Below are 16,404 nucleotides of genomic sequence, written 5' to 3'. Positions count from 1 at the left end.
CCACCATGCGTAATCACATCGCCTGGCGGCGCGCTGCGCTGGCGGGGCTGGCAGCGGCCTTGCTGGGCGCAGCGCCCGGCGCGGCGGCCCAGCCCACCGCTGCCCGGCAGGCGCAGCTTGCGCACTGGCTGCGCGATGACTGCGGCGCCTGCCACGGCATGACGCTTGGCGGCGGGCTGGGCCCGCCGCTGACGCGCGAGGCACTGTCCGGCAAGCCGCCCGAGGGCCTGGTCGCCACCGTGCTGTACGGCCGCCCCGGCACCGCGATGCCGCCCTGGCAACCCTTCATGACGCAGGATGAAGCCCAATGGCTGATCGATCGACTGCAGGCCGGCAAGCCACCGGCCGCCTCGCCGCAAGGCAACTGATCCGCGGCCTGGCCGCGGCCTTGTGCGCCACCGTTGCCGCCGCGCTGGTGGCCGGTTGTGCCAGCGCCGCGCGCGGCACCGGCGACCTGGGCGTGGTGGTGGAGCGCGCCGCCGGACGGCTGCAGATCGTCGAGACCACCGGCATGACCCGGCTGGCAACCGTGGAAGGACTCGGTGATTTGTCCCATGCCAGCGTGGTGTTCTCGCGCAACACACGCTACGCCTATGTCTTCGGCCGCGACGGCGGCCTGACGCGCGTGGACCTGCTCAGCGCCCGCATCACCCACCGCGTGCTGCAGGCGGGCAACAGCATCGGCGGCGCGATCTCGCAGGACGGCCGCGTGGTGGCCACGCAGAACTACGCGCCCGGCGGCATCCGCCTGTTCGATGCCCAGACGCTTGAGCCGCTGGCTGACCTGCCGGCCATCGGCAATGACGGCCGCCGCTCCAAGGTGGTGGGCCTGGCCGACCTGCCCGGCCGCCGCTTTGCCGCCAGCCTGTTCGAATCCGGCGAAATCTGGATCATCGATGCCGGCGATCCGCGTCAGCCGCAGGTGACACGCCTGCCCGCCGGCCGCGAGCCGTACGACGGACTGGTCACGCCCGATGGCCGCTGGTACCTGGCCGGCCTGTTCGGTGAGGACGGCCTGGCGCTGGTCGACCTGTGGCAGGCGCCGCTGCAGTCGCGCCGCGTGCTGTCCGGCTACGGCCGCGGCAGCGCGCCGCTGCCGGTCTACAAGATGCCGCACCTGCGCGGCTGGGCCATGGCCCAGGGCTTGGCCTGGCTGCCGGCGATCGGCCGTCATGAGGTGCTGGTGGCCGATCCCGCCAACGGCTGGCAGCAGGCCGCGCGCGTGGCGCTGGCCGGCCAGCCGGTCTTTGTGATGGCACGCCCCGACGGGCGCCAGGTCTGGGTCAACTTCGCCTTCCCCCACAACGACACGGTGCAGGTGATCGACACCGCCACGCGCCAGGTGGTGCGCACGCTGCATCCCTGCCGCGGCGTGCTGCACATGGAGTTCACGCCCAAGGGCGAGTCCCTGTGGCTGTCCTGCCGCGACGACAACCGTGTCGAGATCTACGACACCGCCAGCCTGGCGCGAATTGCCACGCTGCCCGCCGACAGCCCCAGCGGCATCTTCTTCACCGTGCGCGCGCAACGGTTCGGCATGTAAAGGGACACCATGTACGATGAACTGAGCGTCTACGACACCCTGCAGCGCGATTTCCCGCTGCAGCCGCGGCCCTACCAGGCGCTGGCCGGCAAGCTCGGCCTGTGTGAGCACACGCTGCTGAGCCTGCTGGCGCGCGACCTGGGCAACGGGCGCATCAGCCGCGTCGGCGCGGTGTTCGCGCCCAACGTGATCGGCGTCAGCACGCTGGCGGCGCTGTCCGTGCCGCCGGCCCAGCTGGACCGCGTGGCGGCGCGCGTCAGTGCCTGCGCGGCGGTCAGCCACAACTATGCGCGCAGCGGCCATCCGTACAACCTGTGGTTCGTCGCGGGCGCGCGCGAGCGCCGCATGCTCGATGTCACGCTGGCGTCGATCGGGGAAATGACCGGCCTGGCGCCGCTGGACCTGCCCATGGCCCGCGAGTATCACATCGACCTCGGCTTCCCGCTCGCGCGCCCGGGCAGCGCACGCGCCCGCCGCGCTGCCAGCGCGGCCGCTCCCGCCGCGCCTGTCGCCCTGGACGATGACGACTGGCGCCTGGTGGCCGCACTGGAAGCCGGCCTGCCGCTGACGCCACGCCCGTTCCACGCACTGGCAGCGCAAGCGCGGATGGCGATGCCTCAGGTCCTGGAGCGGCTGACGCGCTGGTCCGCGCAGGGCGTGATCCGGCGCCTGGGCGTGGTGCTGCAGCATGGGCGCTTCGGCTTCGGCCACAACGCCATGTGCGTGTGGGATGTGCCCGACGCGCACGTGGACGCCATCGGCATGCGGCTGGCGCGGCAGGCGCGCGTGACCCTGTGCTACCGCCGCGCGCGCCGGCTGCCCGACTGGCCCTACAACCTGTTTGCGATGGTCCATGCGCGCAATGCGCAAGACTTGCTGCCCGCGCTGGCGCGCATCCATGCCACCGCCGGGCTGGAACATGCGCCCGGGACCGTGCTGGTCGGCACGCGCTGCTACAAGCAGCGCGGCACACGCTATGCCATGCAGGTGTCGGCATGACCCGTGCCATCGCCGCACTCGACCCGCTCGACCGCCGCATCATCAACGCGCTGCAGCGCGGCCTGCCCCTGGTGCCGCATCCGTATGCCGAAGCGGCGGCGGCGCTCGGCATCACCGAGGCCGAACTGCTGGAGCGGCTGCGCGCACTGCTTGCCGCAGGCGTGCTGACACGCTTCGGCCCGCTGTACCAGATCGAGCGCGCGGGCGGCAGCTTCGTGCTGTGCGCCTGCCATGCACCCGCCGAGCGGATGGACGCCGTGATCGCTGCCATCAACGCGCACCCCGAGGTCGCCCACCACTACGCGCGCACGCATCACCTGAATCTGTGGTTCGTGCTGGCGGTGGCGAGGCAGGAAGATGTCGCGCCGGTACTCGCGCGCATTGCGGCGGCGGCCGGCGTCGAGATCCTGCCGTTCCCGAAGGAACGCGAGTTCTTCGTCAACCTCTACCTGCCCGCCTGATGCCCGAGCCTGTCGATCCCGTCGACCTGGCGCTGATCCGCGCCACGCAAGCAGGACTGCCGCTGGTGCCGGCGCCCTACGCGGCAGTGGCCGGCGCACTCGGCCTGACCGAACAGGAAGTGATGGCGCGGCTCGCCGCGATGCATGCGCGCGGCGTGCTGCGCCGTATCGGCGCCGTTCCCAACCACTACCGGCTGGGCTGGCGCGCCAACGGCATGACCGTGTGGGACGTGGACGATGCGTTCATCGACATGCTCGGCGAGCGCATCGGCGCCCTGCCCTTCGTCAGCCATTGCTATCGCCGTCCGCGCCACTTGCCGCATTGGCCCTACAACCTGTTCGCGATGGTCCATGCGCGCTCCCGCCAGGACGCCGCGCCGCAGGTTGCCGCGATCGCGGCACTGCTTGGCGACGCCTGCCGCGCGCACGACGTGCTGTGGTCCACCCGCATCCTCAAGAAAACCGGGCTGCGCCTGCCGCCGCCCGGCCCAGACCAATAGGAAACCCCGCCCATGTTCCGCCTGTCCCGCTTCATGGAAGCCCTGCGCGATGCCGGCCCGGTGCCGCCGCCGCGCAAGCCCGCCGGCCCGGTGGTGATCTGGAACCTGATCCGCCGCTGCAACCTCAACTGCCGGCACTGCTATGCCACCTCCGCCGACACGGACTTCAAGGGCGAGCTGGATACCGCCGAGGCGCTGCGCGTGCTCGACCAGTTGCGCGATGCGCGCGTGCCCGCGCTGATCCTGTCCGGGGGCGAACCGCTGCTGCGGCCGGACCTCTACGAGATTGCCGCACGGGCGCGCGCACTCGGCTTCCACCTGTCGCTGTCGTCCAACGGCACGCTGCTCGATGCGGGGCATGCCGCGCGGCTAGCGGCAGCGGGCTTCGACTACGTCGGCGTCAGCCTGGACGGCCTGCCCGCCACGCACGACCGCTTCCGCCGCAGCGACGGCGCCTTTGCGCAGGCGCTGGCGGGCCTGCGCGCCGCGCGTGCGGCCGGCCTGCGCGTGGGCGTGCGCATGACGCTGACCGAAGCCAACGCGGCGCAACTGCCCGACCTGGTGGCGCTGACCGAGCATGAGGGCATCGACAAGTTCTACCTGTCGCACTTCAACTATGCTGGCCGTGCACGCAGCCATCGCGCCGAAGACGCGCACCATGCGCGCACCCGCGCCGCGCTCGACTGGCTGTTCGACCACGTCTGGCAGCGCACGCAGCAGGGCCATGCGGGCGACTTCGTCACCGGCAACAACGATGCGGATGGCGTGTACCTGCTGTACTGGATCGCCAGGCGCTTGCCGCATCGCCTGGTGGATATGCGCCAGCGACTGGAACACTGGGGCGGCAACGCCACCGGGGTCGGCGTGGCCAATATCGACAACCTCGGCAATGTCCATCCCGACACGATGTGGTGGCACGTGACCGTGGGCAATGTGCGCGAGCGGCCGTTCGGCGAGATCTGGGCCAGCCGCGCCGATCCGCTGATGGCGGGCCTGGCCAGCACGCCGCGTCCGCTGCAGGGGCGTTGCGCAGGCTGCGCATATCGCGCCATCTGCAACGGCAATACCCGGGTGCGCGCCTTTGCGCTGACAGGCAACGCCTGGGCGGAAGACCCGGGCTGCTACCTGAGCGATGCCGAGATCGCGCATGCGCCGGGCACGGAGGTGGCGGCATGAAGACCGTACTCCGATGGCTGGTCGGCCTGGCCTTTGCCTGCGCCACGCAAGCCGCCATGGCCGCCGACCCCGCGGCGCTCTACAGCCAGCACTGCGCCGCCTGCCATGGCGCGGACCGCCTCGGCGCCATGGCCCCCGCGCTGCTGCCGGAAAGCCTGGAACGCCTGCGCGCCAGCGAACTTGACCAGGTGCTGCACGCTGGCCGCGCCGCCACGCAGATGCCGGCATTCGCCGGCACGCTGGCCGAGCCCGACTTGCAGGCCCTGGCGCGCTGGCTGCGCACGGCACCCGCAGCCACGCCGCAATGGAACGCGCAGGCCATCCGCGCCAGCCATATCGTCCACCACGCCCCCGGCAGCCTGCCGGCGCGGCCGCTGTTCGGCGCCGATCCGCAGAACCTGTTCGTGGTGGTGGAGGCCGGCAGCCATCATATGACCGTGCTCGACGGGGACCGGCTGGCACCGGTCCATCGCTTTGCCACCCGTTTTGCGCTGCACGGCGGCCCCAAGTTCAGCCGCGACGGCCGCTATGTCTACCTGGCCAGCCGCGATGGCTGGGTCAGCAAGTACGACCTGTGGAACCTGGCCTATGTGGCGGAGATCCGGGTCGGCGTGAACACGCGCAACATCGCCGTCAGCGATGATGGCCGCTGGGTGCTGGCCGGCAATACGCTGCCGCGCACGCTGGTGCTGCTCAATGCCGAAGACCTGTCGCTGGCGCGGGTGATCGACGTGAAGGGGCGCAATGACGAGGCCTCGCGCGTCTCCGCCGTCTACGACGCCGCGCCGCGCCACAGCTTTATTGCCGCGCTGAAGGATATCGCCGAGGTCTGGGAGATTCCGTACGCCGATGCGGCCGGTGCGCCGCTGCCGGCGCTGGCACCTCGCGTGGTGGTGCTGGACGATGTGCTCGACGACTTCTTCTTCGACCAACCCTATCGCCATATCCTGGGCGCCTCGCGCAAGGGTGGCGGCCAGGTGATCGACCTGCAGCAGGGTCGAAAGGTCGCGGCGCTATCGCTTGGCGGCATGCCGCACCTGGGCAGCGGCATCACCTGGCAGCGCGACGGACGTGAAGTGATGGCCTCGCCCGACCTCGGCCAAGGGCGCATCACGGTGATCGACATGCAGGACTGGCACACGGTCTCCACCATACCGACCAACGGTCCGGGCTTCTTCCTGCGCAGCCATGAAAACACCCCCTACGCCTGGGCCGACGCCATGATGAGCCCGAGGCGCGACACGCTGCAGGTGATCGACAAGCAAAGCCTGCGGGTGGTCGGCAGCGTTACGCCGAGCGCGGAGCGCACCGCTGCCCACGTCGAATTCACGCGCGACGGGCGCTACGCGCTGGTCAGCCTGATGGAGCGCGACGGCGCCATCGTGGTGTACGACGCGGCCACCTTGCAGGAGGTCAGGCGCCTGCCGATGGACAAGCCCATCGGCAAGTACAACGTCTTCAACAAGACCACGCGCTCGGCCGGCACCAGCCACTGAGCCGGCGTGGTGATGCCCGATCGCAGGAGCCCGAGATGAATCCACCCCTGAAACCCGGCAAGGTCTGGCTGGTCGGCGTCGGCCCGGGCAGCCCGGACCTGGTCACGGTACGCGCCATGCGCGCGCTGGCCGCGGCCGAGGTCTGGCTGGTCGATGACCTGATCGCGCCGGAGATGTCCTGCTATGCCAGCCCCGGCACCCATGTTGAGTGGGTCGGCAAGCGCGGCGGGCGCTGCTCGGTCAGCCAGGAACGCATCCAGAAGTTGACGCTGCAGCACGCGCTGGCCGGCCGCAGCGTGGCGCGCGTCAAGGGTGGCGATCCGCTGCTGTTCGGGCGCGGCGGCGAAGAAGCCGCCTTCCTGCGCGGCCACGGCGTGGCCGTCGAGATCGTCAATGGCATCAGCAGCGGCATCGCCGCCGCGCAGGCACTGGGGATTGCGCTGACGCACCGCGCGCACTGCCACGGCGTGACCTTCGTAACCGGCCATACCAGCGCGCACGGCTCGCCCGACTGGCAGGCGCTGGTGCGTGGCGGCACCACGCTCGTGATCTATATGGGCATGAGCCGGCTCGCGGCGATCCGCGACGGCTTGCTGGCGGCGGGCATGCGCAGCGACATGCCGGCGGCGGTGGTGATGCATGCCGGCAGCGAGCAGGCACGCAGCTGGACCGGCACGCTCGGCACGCTCGCCGAAGCGCTCGCGGCGGGGCTGGCCAGCCCGGCCGTGATGCTGGTGGGTGGGGTGGTTGCAGACACGCTGCAAGCGGTGCACGCGATCGTGCCGGACGCTGGCTCGCTGGCCGCATAGCGTCGGCTGCCAGCAAGTTCTACCGAGTTCCGGCGACCCGATTGTGTGCTCCCTCTCCCGCTTGCGGGAGGGGGAGCAAACCCGCAGCATGCGGATGCCGTCAGCAATCGCGCAGTGCACTCACCTCAATACGGCAACCCCACATAATTCTCCGCCAGCACCCGCGACGCAGCCTCCGACCCCACCACATAATCCAGCTCCGCCCGCTGCATCCGCAACGAGAACGCATCCGCATCCGGGAACCGGTGCAACAGCGAAGTCATCCACCACGAGAAGCGCTCGGCCTTCCACACGCGCTGCAGGCAACGCGCGGAATAGCCATCGAGGCCGCTGGCATCGGCACGGCGGTAACGGGCTTCAAAGCCTTCGGACAACGCCAGCACATCACTGGCCGCCAGGTTCAACCCCTTGGCCCCGGTAGGCGGCACGATATGCGCCGCGTCGCCCGCCAGGAACAGCCGGCCAAAACGCATCGGCTCGGACACAAAGCTGCGCAGCGGCGCAATGCTCTTCTCGATGCTGGGCCCGGTCACCAGCGCGCTTGCCGTCTGCGGATCGAGCCGGCTGCGCAGCTCCTGCCAGAAGCGCTCGTCTGACCAGTCTTCCACGCGCTCGCTAGCCGCCACCTGCACGTAAAAGCGGCTGCGGTGGCGCGAACGCATGCTGCACAGCGCGAAGCCGCGCTCATGGCTGGCATAGACCAGCTCATCGGCAACGGGGGGCGTCTCCGACAACAGCCCCAGCCAGCCGAACGGATAGACCCGCTCGAACACCTGCCGCGCCGCGGCCGGCACGCTCTCGCGGCAGATGCCGTGAAAACCGTCGCAGCCGGCGATGTAGTCGCAGGCCACCTCGTGCATGGCCCCATCCTTGCGATAGCGCACGGACGGCGTGCTGCCGTCGAAACCGTGCACGCTCACCTCCTGCGCTTCATAGACGGTGGGGGTGTCATCGGCGCGGCGCGCATCCATCAGGTCGCGCGTGACCTCGGTCTGCCCGTACACCGTGACGCTGCGCCCGATCAGCGCATGCAGGTCGATATGGTGACGCTGCCCGCCGTACGACAGGGCGATGCCGTGGTGGACCAGGCCTTCCGCATGCAGCCGCCCGGCCACGCCGGCGCGTTCCAGCGCGTCGACGGTGACGCTCTCCAGGATGCCCGCGCGGATGCGGCCAAGCACGTATTCGGGACTGCGTTGTTCGATGATGATGTTGTCGATGCCGGCGCGTGTCAGCAACTGGCCGAGCAGCAGGCCGGCCGGGCCGGCGCCGATGATGGCAACCTGGGTGCGCATGTCTTGTCTCCTTGTGGTTATCGGTCTTCTGCCGCTAAAGATAGTCGGCGGAGACCCGCCAAGGAATGGACAGATCGAACCAATGACAAGACAATCGGAACATCGATGGTAAACACCTAAGCCACCGTGAAACCTGTCCCGACGTACTCGCTGTATGGCATCAATCCCTCGGAACTGCTGGAAAACCAGCTCCATTTCGAATCCATTGCCGCACGCAGCCGCCTGCACGGATGGGAGATCAAGCCCCATCGGCATGATCGCTTCCTGCAAATTCTGTACATTCACTCAGGCGCCGGCGAAGCCCTGCTGGAGGAGCGGCGCGAACGGCTGCGCAGCGGCTCGCTGGTGACGATGCCGCCACGGCACATCCACGGCTTTGTCTTCACGCCGGATACCGACGGCATGGTCGTGACCATGACCGACAGCCACCTGCGCACGCTGCTGGCGGGTGTGCCGGATGCGCTACCGCTGTTCGCCGATCCGCGCCACGACCGCGTACGCCGGGGCCACGCGCTGGCCGATACGCTGGCACTGGTTCGCGGCGAGATGGAAACCGTGTCCGCCTGGCGCGGGGCGTCGCTGTCGGCGTTGCTGACGCTGCTGCTGATCGGCATCGCGCGGCTGGCCAATGCCGCCGCGCCGGCCGCGGCGCGCAGCGACAGCCGGCCCGCGCGGCATTTCCGGCTGTTCCAGCAGTTGCTCGAATCCGACTATCGTGAGCACAAGGACATCACGCACTATGCAGGCGCCATCGGCATCACACCCACGCAGCTCAACCGCGTGTGCCGCCAGGCTTGCGGGCAGTCGGCCCTGCAGATGATCCACGCGCGCGTGCTGGCCGAGGCGCAGCGCGACCTGCTGTTCAGCGACCTGGAGGTCAAGCACATCGCCCTGTCGCTCGGGTTCGCTGACGCGGCCTACTTCTCGCGCTTCTTTGCACGGCTGGTAGGACAGGCGCCGACTGAGTTCCGGCAGTCGGGGCGTGCGCGGCTGCCGGCATTTGCGATGCCACCGCCCGCGGATGCGGCGGGCTGACCGCTCAGCCTGCCTGGTCGATTTCGGCGAACACCTCCTCGGCCAGATGAAATGCCGAGTTCGCCGCCGGCACGCCGCAATAGATCGCGGCCTGCAGCAAGACCTCCTTGATCTCGTCGCGCGTCACGCCGTTGTTGGCGGCGGCGCGCAGATGGAGCTTCAGCTCCTCGGCGCGGTTCAGCGCCACCATCATGGCGATCGTCAGCAGGCTGCGCGTATGCCGCGGCAGGCCTTCGCGCGTCCAGATCTCACCCCAGGCATAGCGCGTGATGAGGTGCTGGAATTCCTCGTTGAGCGGGGTCAGCCGCGCGAGCGAACGGTCCACGTGCGCGCTGCCCAGCACCTCGCGCCGCACGGCAAGGCCGGCGTCGTAGCGCGCATGGTCGTCGGTCACCGGCAGCCGGCCGCGCACGAAATCGAGCAGCGCCGCCGTGAAGCGGCCGGGCTGCTCGAAGCTGGAAATATGCGCGGCGGGCAGTTCGACAAAGCGGGCGCCGGGAATCGCGTCGGCCAGCGCGCGGCCTTCCTGCGCAGGGGTCGACGGGTCCTGGCTGCCGGCGATGACCAGCACCGGCACCTGGATCGATGCGACCGACTCGCGGAAATCGGCGTCGCGCACGGCCGCGCAACTGGCCGCATAGCCGCGCGGAGCGAGCCCGGCCAGCACATCGCGCAGGCCGTCCAGCGCGCGCTCGGCCGTGGCGGCAAACTCCGGCGTGAACCAGCGCTCGACCGAAGGCGCGACCATCACGGCCATGCCTTCGCGCCGTACGGTCTCGATGCGGGTATTCCAGCCGTCGGCATTGCCGATCTTCGCGGCGGTATTGGCCAGCACGATATGCGAGAACCGCTGCGGCGCGTGGATGCCCAGCCACATCCCGGTGAGCCCGCCCATCGACAGGCCACAGAACACCGCCTGCCCGATCCCCAGCGCATCCAGGATGGCGATGACGTCCTGCCCGAGCTGCGCCACGGTAAAGGCATCGCCCGGCGCGGTCGAGCGGCCGTGGCCGCGGGTGTCGTAGCGCACCACGCGATAGCGACCGGCCAGCGCGGCAGCCTGCGGCTCCCACATGGTGTGGTCGGTGCCGAGCGAGTTCGAGAAGAGGATGGCCGGCGCGGACTCGGGGCCGTCAACGGTGTAGAAGAGCCGGGCGCCGGCGTGGTCGAGGTAGGGCAATGCAGTCTCCTTGGGTGCGCGGCCGGCGGCGTGGCCGGCGCATCGCGGTAGTTCCGGGCTCAGGGCAGTCTCAGGACTGGCGCGCCGCCAGTGCGGATTGCCAGGCCTGCACGGCAGCGTCCGCAAAGGCCGCTGACTGGCCCGCGTAGTTGGCGGGGTCGGCAAGGCGATCCAGCGCGGCGTCATCGAGCAGGCGGGCATGCGCCGGATCGGATTGCAGCGTGCGGGCCAGCGCGTCGCGCAGGCTGGTGCCGTCGGCGACGGCACGCTGCGAGGCGCGTTCCACCAGATGGTGCGCCGGCAGCCTGCCGATCCTGCTGCCAAGTTCAAGCATCGCCGCCTCGCCGAGGATCAGGCCATGGGTCAGGCCGAGGTTGGCCCGCATGCGCGCCGCATCGACCTGCAGCCCCGCCACGACCTCGCCCATCTGGCGCAGCGCGCCGGCGGCCAGCGTCACGATCTGCGGCAGCGTGTCCCACTCTGCCTGCCAGCCGCCCAGGGCGCGTTCATGTTCCTGCACCATGCCCGCCAGCATCGTCGCCACCAGCGGGGGCACGCGCACCGCGGCCGTCAGCACCGCCGCGCAGCCGACCGGGTTGCGCTTGTGCGGCATGGTGCTGGAGCCGCCGCGGCCGGGGCCAGACGGCTCGGCCACTTCCGCCACCTCGGTCTGCATCATCAGCGAGATATCGCGCGCCATCTTGCCGAGCGTGCCGGTCAGCATGCCCAGCGTGGTGGCAACCTCGGCCATGCGGTCGCGATGCGCGTGCCACGGCAGCACGGGCGCGGCCAGGTCCAGTTCGCGGGCCAGCGCGGCGGTCACCGCGGGCGCGGCCTGGCCAAGGCTGGCGAGCGTGCCGGCGGCGCCGCCGAACTGCAGCGCGCGGGCCTGGGCGCGGGTAGCATCGAGACGGCCGAGATCGCGGCGCAGCGCATCGAGCCAGCCCGCGGCCTTGAGGCCGAAGCTGGTTGGCAGTGCATGCTGAAGCCAGGTGCGGGCGACCATCGGCGTGGCCCGATGCGCCGAAGCCAGCGCGGCGCAGGCTTCGCCCAGGCGCACCAGGTCGGCATCCAGCGCGCGCAGCGCGTCGCCGGCCTGGAGCACCAGTGCGGTGTCGATGATGTCCTGGCTGGTGGCGCCCCAGTGGACAAAGCGCGCCGCCTCGGCATCGCGCGCGGCCACGGCGGCGGTCAGTTGCCTGACGAAGGGAATCGCGAGATTGCCGGCAGCGACTGCGGCTTGCGCAAGCGCGTCGCGGTCAATGATGCCGGGATCGCGGCAGACGTCGGAGATCACGGCCGCGGCCGCGGCAGGGATCACGCCGCTGTCCGCTTCGGCGCGCGCGAGCGCGGCCTCCACGGCAAGCATGCGCTGCACCGTGCCGGCGTCGGAGAAAATGTCCAGCACGGCCGGGCTGCCGGACATGGGATCGGTAAGACGCGTAGCGGTTGGCATTGGGGGCGATGGGTAGCGTGAGTGGCCGTGACATCGACGGCCACCCGATTATGCGTCTGTTGCCGGCAGCGAGTGCCTCAGATATCGAAGAACACCGTCTCGCCCTGCCCCTGCAGCGCCACATCCCAGCGCAGCGTGCCGTTGCCGGCATCGCTGGCAATCAGCGTGCCGCGGCGCTCGGCGGGGACCAGCGCCAGCACGGCATCGGCGGCATTGGCGGCCGCTTCGTCCGGGAAGTACATGCGCGTGGCGACATGCTTGACCAGCCCGCGCATGAACACCGACACCATGATGTGCGGCGCCTGCGGCCGGCCGTCCGGGCCGGGCACGGTGCCGGGCTTGACGGTGACAAAGCGGAACGAGCCGTCGGCCTCGGTCGGCACGCGGCCGAAGCCGGTAAAGCCGGGCACCAGCGGCAGCTCGCGCGCATCGTCGGGGTGGCGGTAGCGGCCGGCGGGGTTGGCCTGCCAGATCTCGACCATGCCGTCCGGCACGGGCTCGCCGTCGGCGTCGGTCACGCGGCCTTCGATCACGATGCGCTGGCCAGCCAGTTCCGGCGCGCTGGCGGTCAGGTCGGCGCAATTCAGGCCGCTCAGGCCGATATGGAGATAAGGGCCGACGGTCTGGGATGCGGTGGCGTAGAGCATGGTCTTACTCCATCGGCGTGGCATCGCGGCCACGCAGCACGATATCGAAATGGTAGCCGAGCGCGTATTCGGGCTGGGTCGTCTCCCAGTCGAGGCTGGCCACAAGCCGGTCGCGCGCCTTTTCGTCCGGCACGCAGTTGAAAATCGGATCGAACGGCAACAGCGGATCGCCGGGGAAATACATCTGCGTCACCAGCCGCGTGGCGTAGGCGTTGCCGAACAGCGAGAAGTGGATATGCTGCGGCCGCCAGGCATTGTGGTGGTTGCGCCAGGGATAGGCGCCGGGCTTGATGGTCTTGAACTGGTAGCGCCCGCTGGCATCGGTGACGGTGCGGCCCTCGCCCGAGAAATGCGGGTCGAGCGGCGCATCATGCTGGTCGCGCTTGTGCACGTAGCGGCCGGCCGCATTGGCCTGCCACACCTCGATCAGCGCGTTCGGCACCGGCCTGCCATTCTCGTCCAGCACACGGCCGGTCACGAGGATGCGCTCGCCGATGGGCTCGCCGCCGTTGCCGACGGTGAGGTCGTTATCGCCTTCGCGGACGAACTCGGCGCCAAAGGTGGGACCGGTCACTTCAGACAGCGACTGCGGCAGCGCAATCAGCGGCTCGCCCGGCGAGCGCTTCTGCGTCGAGGCATAGGGATCGAAGCGGTATTCGGGCTGGGTGTCCCAGTAGGGACGGCGGTACTGGGCCAGACGGGTCATCGGGCAGTCTCCTCGTCGTTGGAATGGTTTGACTTTAAACAACACATAAAGTCATGTAAATTAAGATTACTGTTAAATACGATAACTTTTAGGCATGAAACCACAGGCCCCTCCCGCACTCGAAATCTTCCGCAATCGCGTGCGGCTGCGGCACCTCTATTGTTTCGTGGCGGTGTCGCAGACCCAGCACCTGGGCCGTGCGGCCGAACGCCTGGGCCTGACCCAGCCGGCCGTCTCCAAGACACTGAGCGAGCTCGAGGAACTGGCCGGCACCCGCCTGCTGGTGCGGCAGCGGGCCGGCACCGAACTGACCACCGCCGGCACGCGCTTCCTGCGCCACGCCCTGCGCATCCTCGCGGATATCGATGCCGCGGCGGACAGCATGGCCGGCGCGGATGCGCTGCCGCAGGAGCGCATCCGGCTGGGTGCGCTGCCGAGCGTGGTGCCGGCCGTGCTGACCGACGCCCTGCTGCGTTTCCGCGCCGCGCATCCCGAGGTCGGCCTTGCCGTGCAGACCGGCATGAACCGCAACCTCATCGACCAACTCAAGGCGGATGTGCTCGACCTGGTCATTGGCCGCATGGATGACCCGGTGGCCATGGAGAGCCTGTGGTTCGAGTCCCTGGGCCAGGACTCGCTGGCTCTGGCGGTTCGTCCCGGGCATCCCCTCGCCGCCGTATCGCGGCCAACGCTGGTGGACGCGCTGGCATGGCCGCTGGTGATTCCGGCCGCGGGCTCGATTCCCCGCCACAACACGGAAAGCCTGCTCGCCCGGCACGGCCTGCCCCTGCCGGGCGGATGCGTGGAAACCTCGGATGCCTATCTCGGACGCCTGCTGGCCCGGCAGAGTGACAGCGTGTGGGCAGCGCCGCTCTCCGCAACCAGGCGCGCGGTGTCCGAGGGAGATCTGGTACTCCTGCCAATCGATACGCAGGGCACCGAGGAACCGATCGGCCTGCTGCGGCACGGCGACCGCACGCTCACGCCGATGGCCGAGGCGTTGGCAAACTGCATTCGCGCCGCGGCCCAGCCTGCTTCCGCTCAGTGACTTGCGACGCTTGCGCCGCCATTGACTGAGTCGGCGGCACCCGCAGGCCAGCTGCTGAAATGCTTCACCAGCAGTGCACCGGCGGCAAGGAATGCCGGCACGGTAAGCAGCGTAAAAATCGTGTCGAAGCCCAGGTGCAGGCGCAGCAGTTCAGCACCGAGCAGCGCGCCGGTGATGCCGCCGAAGCGGCCGATGCCAAGCATCCAGGCAACGCCGGTAGCACGGCCCTGCGTCGGGTAAAAGGCCGCGGCCAGCGAAGGCATCGAAGACTGGGCGCCGTTCATGGCCGTACCGGCGAGGAAGATCAGTACGCCCAGCAGCACCTGGCTGCCGGTGCCGTGGCCCACTGCGTAGATCAGTACGCCGGTTGCAGCATAGGTGATGGCGATGACCTTGTTCGGATTGAAGCGGTCCATGAACCAGCCGGCCGCGATGGTGCCGATGCCGCCACCGAGCGGAAACAGCGCCGTCAGGAATGACGCGTGCTGGATCGAGAAACCGGCGTCCTTCATCAGCGTCGGCATCCAGCTCGTCAGCAGGTAGAAGATGACGAGGCCCATGAAGTAAGTGGACCATAGCATCGCCGAGCCCAGGCGATAGCCGGGCGCCAGCACGGTGCCGATGGCGGATCGGGTCGCAGGGGCCTGCTCGCCGATGATGAAGTTGTTGGCCCTGGACAGGTCTGCGCCAGTCACGCGTCGCAGCACGTTGCGGATCTGGGTGGCAGGATAGTTGCGCAGGACCATGTAGCGCACGGACTCCGGCAGCAGCGCCACCAGCAACAGCGCGAGCGCAAGCGGCACGATGCCGCCAAGCAGCAGCACGCTGTGCCAGCCGAAGTGCGGGATCATCGCGGCGGCGACAAAGCCGCCGGCCGCGGAACCAAGCGGAAAGCCGCAGAACATGGTGTTCACGAGCACGGCACGGCGGCGTTGCGGCGCGAACTCTGATGTCAGCGTCACGGCATTGGGCATGGCGGCGCCCAGGCCAAGGCCGGTCAGGAAGCGCCAGACCGTGAGCCAGCCCAGCGTGGGCGCAAACGCGGTGGCGAGACTGCAGGCGCCAAAGAAGAAGACGGACAGCACCAGCACCTTCTTGCGGCCGACCCGATCAGCCAGCGGACCGGCGAAGATCGCACCGAAAGCAAGACCGAACAGGGCCGCGCTCATGACGGGCCCGAGGGCGGCTTTCTCGATCCCCCAGTCCTGCACCAGCGCCGGCGCGATATATCCGATTGCGGCGGTATCGAAACCGTCAATGGCAACGATCAGGAAGCACAGCACAAGAATGAGCCACTGGTACCCAGTGAATCGCTGTCCGTCGATCAGGGCCTGGACGTCCGTGACGCCGCCCTTCGTTTGGGTGGGATGTTGCACTGCTGTCTCCGTTTTCCTGGAAATCGCACTAGCCATCCTGCAGGCCGGACATGCGATTTTGTTCTAATGGCGAACTGCTGTTCTCCAATTGAACGGAATCTTAGGCAACGGGCATTGCGACTCAGAATTAGCGTTAACCCGGCTGGAAATTGGCCGTTCAGCATGTGGATTTCACCGGAACGCGCCATTTTTTTGGAACCAGATTGAACATCTGGATCAGGGAACAGTGCTTTCTATCAGAAAACCAATTGTTCGTGAAATTTACTATCAGACTAGCCTTGCGGTATTTCGGCGGTATAACCAAATTTCATGCAAACAGCGCCAACTCTCAATTTACATTCCGAAACCCGCGACCTATAGTCCCTGGCCCCGGTGCGCCGAGCCGATGCAATCCTGCGGTGCCGTGCCTGTCCAATGTCTCAGGACACGCGGCGCCACAAGCCGCCGGCCCGAACAAATCCATCCGATCATGCAACGCCTGCTTCTCATCCTTGGCTGCCTGCTGATCGCAGCCGCCGCTGCCTGGCCCTGGCTGTCGAAGCTGCCACTTGGGCGGCTGCCCGGCGATATCCATATCGTCCGGGACGGGTTCAGCTTCTACTTTCCGATCACGACCTGCATCCTGGTGTCGGTGCTGGTGTCGGTCGTGATCTGGATCTTCCGGCGCTGAGGACTGG

Annotated in this window: 17 protein-coding genes; 11 read left to right on the top strand and 6 right to left on the bottom strand. The window is 68.9% G+C overall.

Going from position 1 to position 16,404, the window contains the following annotated elements:
* Nucleotides 1-5 precede the first annotated feature (5 nt).
* From AC1Q6V_RS10945 to cobA, 8 genes are read left to right on the top strand one after another with little or no spacing between them, the layout of a single operon-like run.
* Nucleotides 6-368 (top strand): c-type cytochrome, encoded by a 363-nt coding sequence (locus AC1Q6V_RS10945; protein ID WP_010810858.1) that lies wholly within the window; start codon nt 6-8, stop codon nt 366-368.
* Nucleotides 308-1,543 (top strand): cytochrome D1 domain-containing protein, encoded by a 1,236-nt coding sequence (locus tag AC1Q6V_RS10940; RefSeq protein WP_010810857.1) that lies wholly within the window; start codon nt 308-310, stop codon nt 1,541-1,543. The genes AC1Q6V_RS10945 and AC1Q6V_RS10940 overlap by 61 nt, the downstream gene beginning before the upstream one ends.
* A gap of 9 nt (nt 1,544-1,552) precedes the next feature.
* Nucleotides 1,553-2,542 carry a siroheme decarboxylase subunit beta gene (gene ahbB, locus AC1Q6V_RS10935; protein WP_010810856.1) on the top strand — a complete coding sequence of 330 codons (990 nt, stop codon included), beginning with the start codon at nt 1,553-1,555 and terminating at the stop codon, nt 2,540-2,542.
* Nucleotides 2,539-3,003 carry an Lrp/AsnC family transcriptional regulator gene (locus tag AC1Q6V_RS10930; RefSeq protein WP_010810855.1) on the top strand — a complete coding sequence of 155 codons (465 nt, stop codon included), beginning with the start codon at nt 2,539-2,541 and terminating at the stop codon, nt 3,001-3,003. Before ahbB (AC1Q6V_RS10935) ends, AC1Q6V_RS10930 begins: the two co-directional genes overlap by 4 nt.
* Nucleotides 3,003-3,503 carry a siroheme decarboxylase subunit beta gene (gene ahbB, locus AC1Q6V_RS10925; protein WP_010810854.1) on the top strand — a complete coding sequence of 167 codons (501 nt, stop codon included), beginning with the start codon at nt 3,003-3,005 and terminating at the stop codon, nt 3,501-3,503. The genes AC1Q6V_RS10930 and ahbB (AC1Q6V_RS10925) overlap by 1 nt, the downstream gene beginning before the upstream one ends.
* 12 nt (nt 3,504-3,515) lie before the next feature.
* Nucleotides 3,516-4,679, top strand: coding sequence for a heme d1 biosynthesis radical SAM protein NirJ (nirJ, locus tag AC1Q6V_RS10920; protein WP_010810853.1), 1,164 nt, complete (start codon nt 3,516-3,518; stop codon nt 4,677-4,679).
* Nucleotides 4,676-6,175, top strand: a complete 1,500-nt coding sequence (locus tag AC1Q6V_RS10915; RefSeq protein WP_454750278.1) for a cytochrome D1 domain-containing protein — start codon at nt 4,676-4,678, stop codon at nt 6,173-6,175. Before nirJ ends, AC1Q6V_RS10915 begins: the two co-directional genes overlap by 4 nt.
* A gap of 35 nt (nt 6,176-6,210) precedes the next feature.
* Nucleotides 6,211-6,984 (top strand): uroporphyrinogen-III C-methyltransferase, encoded by a 774-nt coding sequence (gene cobA / locus AC1Q6V_RS10910; protein ID WP_011617758.1) that lies wholly within the window; start codon nt 6,211-6,213, stop codon nt 6,982-6,984.
* 125 nt (nt 6,985-7,109) lie between these two features.
* Here cobA and pobA read toward each other — a convergent pair whose 3' ends face one another.
* Nucleotides 7,110-8,279: a 4-hydroxybenzoate 3-monooxygenase gene (pobA, locus tag AC1Q6V_RS10905; RefSeq protein ID WP_010810850.1), complete on the bottom strand. Its 1,170-nt coding sequence runs from the start codon at nt 8,277-8,279 to the stop codon at nt 7,110-7,112.
* Nucleotides 8,280-8,405: 126 nt separating this feature from the next.
* Here pobA and AC1Q6V_RS10900 point away from each other — a divergent pair, with 126 nt between their 5' ends.
* Nucleotides 8,406-9,314 carry a helix-turn-helix domain-containing protein gene (locus tag AC1Q6V_RS10900; RefSeq protein ID WP_010810849.1) on the top strand — a complete coding sequence of 303 codons (909 nt, stop codon included), beginning with the start codon at nt 8,406-8,408 and terminating at the stop codon, nt 9,312-9,314.
* Nucleotides 9,315-9,318: 4 nt separating this feature from the next.
* Here AC1Q6V_RS10900 and pcaDC read toward each other — a convergent pair whose 3' ends face one another.
* The 4 genes from pcaDC to pcaH all read right to left on the bottom strand — a co-directional run bounded on the left by pcaDC (nt 9,319) and on the right by pcaH (nt 13,303).
* A complete protein-coding gene (pcaDC, locus tag AC1Q6V_RS10895; RefSeq protein WP_011617761.1) occupies nt 9,319-10,494 on the bottom strand; it encodes a bifunctional 3-oxoadipate enol-lactonase/4-carboxymuconolactone decarboxylase PcaDC in 1,176 nt (391 codons plus the stop codon).
* 70 nt (nt 10,495-10,564) lie between these two features.
* Nucleotides 10,565-11,920 (bottom strand): 3-carboxy-cis,cis-muconate cycloisomerase, encoded by a 1,356-nt coding sequence (locus tag AC1Q6V_RS10890; RefSeq protein WP_454750280.1) that lies wholly within the window; start codon nt 11,918-11,920, stop codon nt 10,565-10,567.
* 107 nt (nt 11,921-12,027) lie between these two features.
* Nucleotides 12,028-12,597 (bottom strand): protocatechuate 3,4-dioxygenase subunit alpha, encoded by a 570-nt coding sequence (gene pcaG, locus AC1Q6V_RS10885; protein ID WP_011617762.1) that lies wholly within the window; start codon nt 12,595-12,597, stop codon nt 12,028-12,030.
* A 4-nt stretch (nt 12,598-12,601) separates the two neighbouring features.
* On the bottom strand, nt 12,602-13,303 hold the full coding sequence (gene pcaH, locus AC1Q6V_RS10880) for a protocatechuate 3,4-dioxygenase subunit beta (protein WP_010810845.1): 702 nt from the start codon (nt 13,301-13,303) through the stop codon (nt 12,602-12,604).
* A gap of 94 nt (nt 13,304-13,397) precedes the next feature.
* Between pcaH and AC1Q6V_RS10875 the strand changes: the two genes are divergently transcribed.
* Nucleotides 13,398-14,351 carry a LysR substrate-binding domain-containing protein gene (locus tag AC1Q6V_RS10875; RefSeq protein WP_011617764.1) on the top strand — a complete coding sequence of 318 codons (954 nt, stop codon included), beginning with the start codon at nt 13,398-13,400 and terminating at the stop codon, nt 14,349-14,351.
* Here AC1Q6V_RS10875 and AC1Q6V_RS10870 read toward each other — a convergent pair.
* Nucleotides 14,345-15,727, bottom strand: a complete 1,383-nt coding sequence (locus AC1Q6V_RS10870) for an MFS transporter (RefSeq protein ID WP_454750277.1) — start codon at nt 15,725-15,727, stop codon at nt 14,345-14,347. The genes AC1Q6V_RS10875 and AC1Q6V_RS10870 overlap by 7 nt on opposite strands.
* A gap of 469 nt (nt 15,728-16,196) precedes the next feature.
* Between AC1Q6V_RS10870 and AC1Q6V_RS10865 the strand changes: the two genes are divergently transcribed.
* Nucleotides 16,197-16,397 carry a DUF2905 domain-containing protein gene (locus tag AC1Q6V_RS10865; protein WP_010810842.1) on the top strand — a complete coding sequence of 67 codons (201 nt, stop codon included), beginning with the start codon at nt 16,197-16,199 and terminating at the stop codon, nt 16,395-16,397.
* Nucleotides 16,398-16,404 lie beyond the last annotated feature (7 nt).

The sequence above is a fragment of the Cupriavidus sp. GW823-FHT07B10 genome (assembly GCF_058794355.1).
The sequence above is the reverse complement of the archived record's forward strand: the minus strand, read 5'-3'. Positions and strand labels throughout refer to the sequence as shown.

What these genes read in the sequence shown, in the direction of transcription:
- ahbB (WP_010810854.1), top strand. Translation starts at nt 3,003, where the DNA reads ATGCCCGAGCCTGTCGATCCCGTCGACCTGGCGCTGATCCGCGCCACG.
- AC1Q6V_RS10940 (WP_010810857.1), top strand. Translation starts at nt 308, where the DNA reads ATGGCTGATCGATCGACTGCAGGCCGGCAAGCCACCGGCCGCCTCGCC.
- ahbB (WP_010810856.1), top strand. Translation starts at nt 1,553, where the DNA reads ATGTACGATGAACTGAGCGTCTACGACACCCTGCAGCGCGATTTCCCG.
- AC1Q6V_RS10875 (WP_011617764.1), top strand. Translation starts at nt 13,398, where the DNA reads ATGAAACCACAGGCCCCTCCCGCACTCGAAATCTTCCGCAATCGCGTG.
- nirJ (WP_010810853.1), top strand. Translation starts at nt 3,516, where the DNA reads ATGTTCCGCCTGTCCCGCTTCATGGAAGCCCTGCGCGATGCCGGCCCG.
- AC1Q6V_RS10945 (WP_010810858.1), top strand. Translation starts at nt 6, where the DNA reads ATGCGTAATCACATCGCCTGGCGGCGCGCTGCGCTGGCGGGGCTGGCA.
- AC1Q6V_RS10865 (WP_010810842.1), top strand. Translation starts at nt 16,197, where the DNA reads ATGCAACGCCTGCTTCTCATCCTTGGCTGCCTGCTGATCGCAGCCGCC.
- AC1Q6V_RS10915 (WP_454750278.1), top strand. Translation starts at nt 4,676, where the DNA reads ATGAAGACCGTACTCCGATGGCTGGTCGGCCTGGCCTTTGCCTGCGCC.
- pobA (WP_010810850.1), bottom strand. Translation starts at nt 8,279, where the DNA reads ATGCGCACCCAGGTTGCCATCATCGGCGCCGGCCCGGCCGGCCTGCTG.
- AC1Q6V_RS10890 (WP_454750280.1), bottom strand. Translation starts at nt 11,920, where the DNA reads ATGTCCGGCAGCCCGGCCGTGCTGGACATTTTCTCCGACGCCGGCACG.
- AC1Q6V_RS10930 (WP_010810855.1), top strand. Translation starts at nt 2,539, where the DNA reads ATGACCCGTGCCATCGCCGCACTCGACCCGCTCGACCGCCGCATCATC.
- pcaG (WP_011617762.1), bottom strand. Translation starts at nt 12,597, where the DNA reads ATGCTCTACGCCACCGCATCCCAGACCGTCGGCCCTTATCTCCATATC.
- cobA (WP_011617758.1), top strand. Translation starts at nt 6,211, where the DNA reads ATGAATCCACCCCTGAAACCCGGCAAGGTCTGGCTGGTCGGCGTCGGC.
- pcaH (WP_010810845.1), bottom strand. Translation starts at nt 13,303, where the DNA reads ATGACCCGTCTGGCCCAGTACCGCCGTCCCTACTGGGACACCCAGCCC.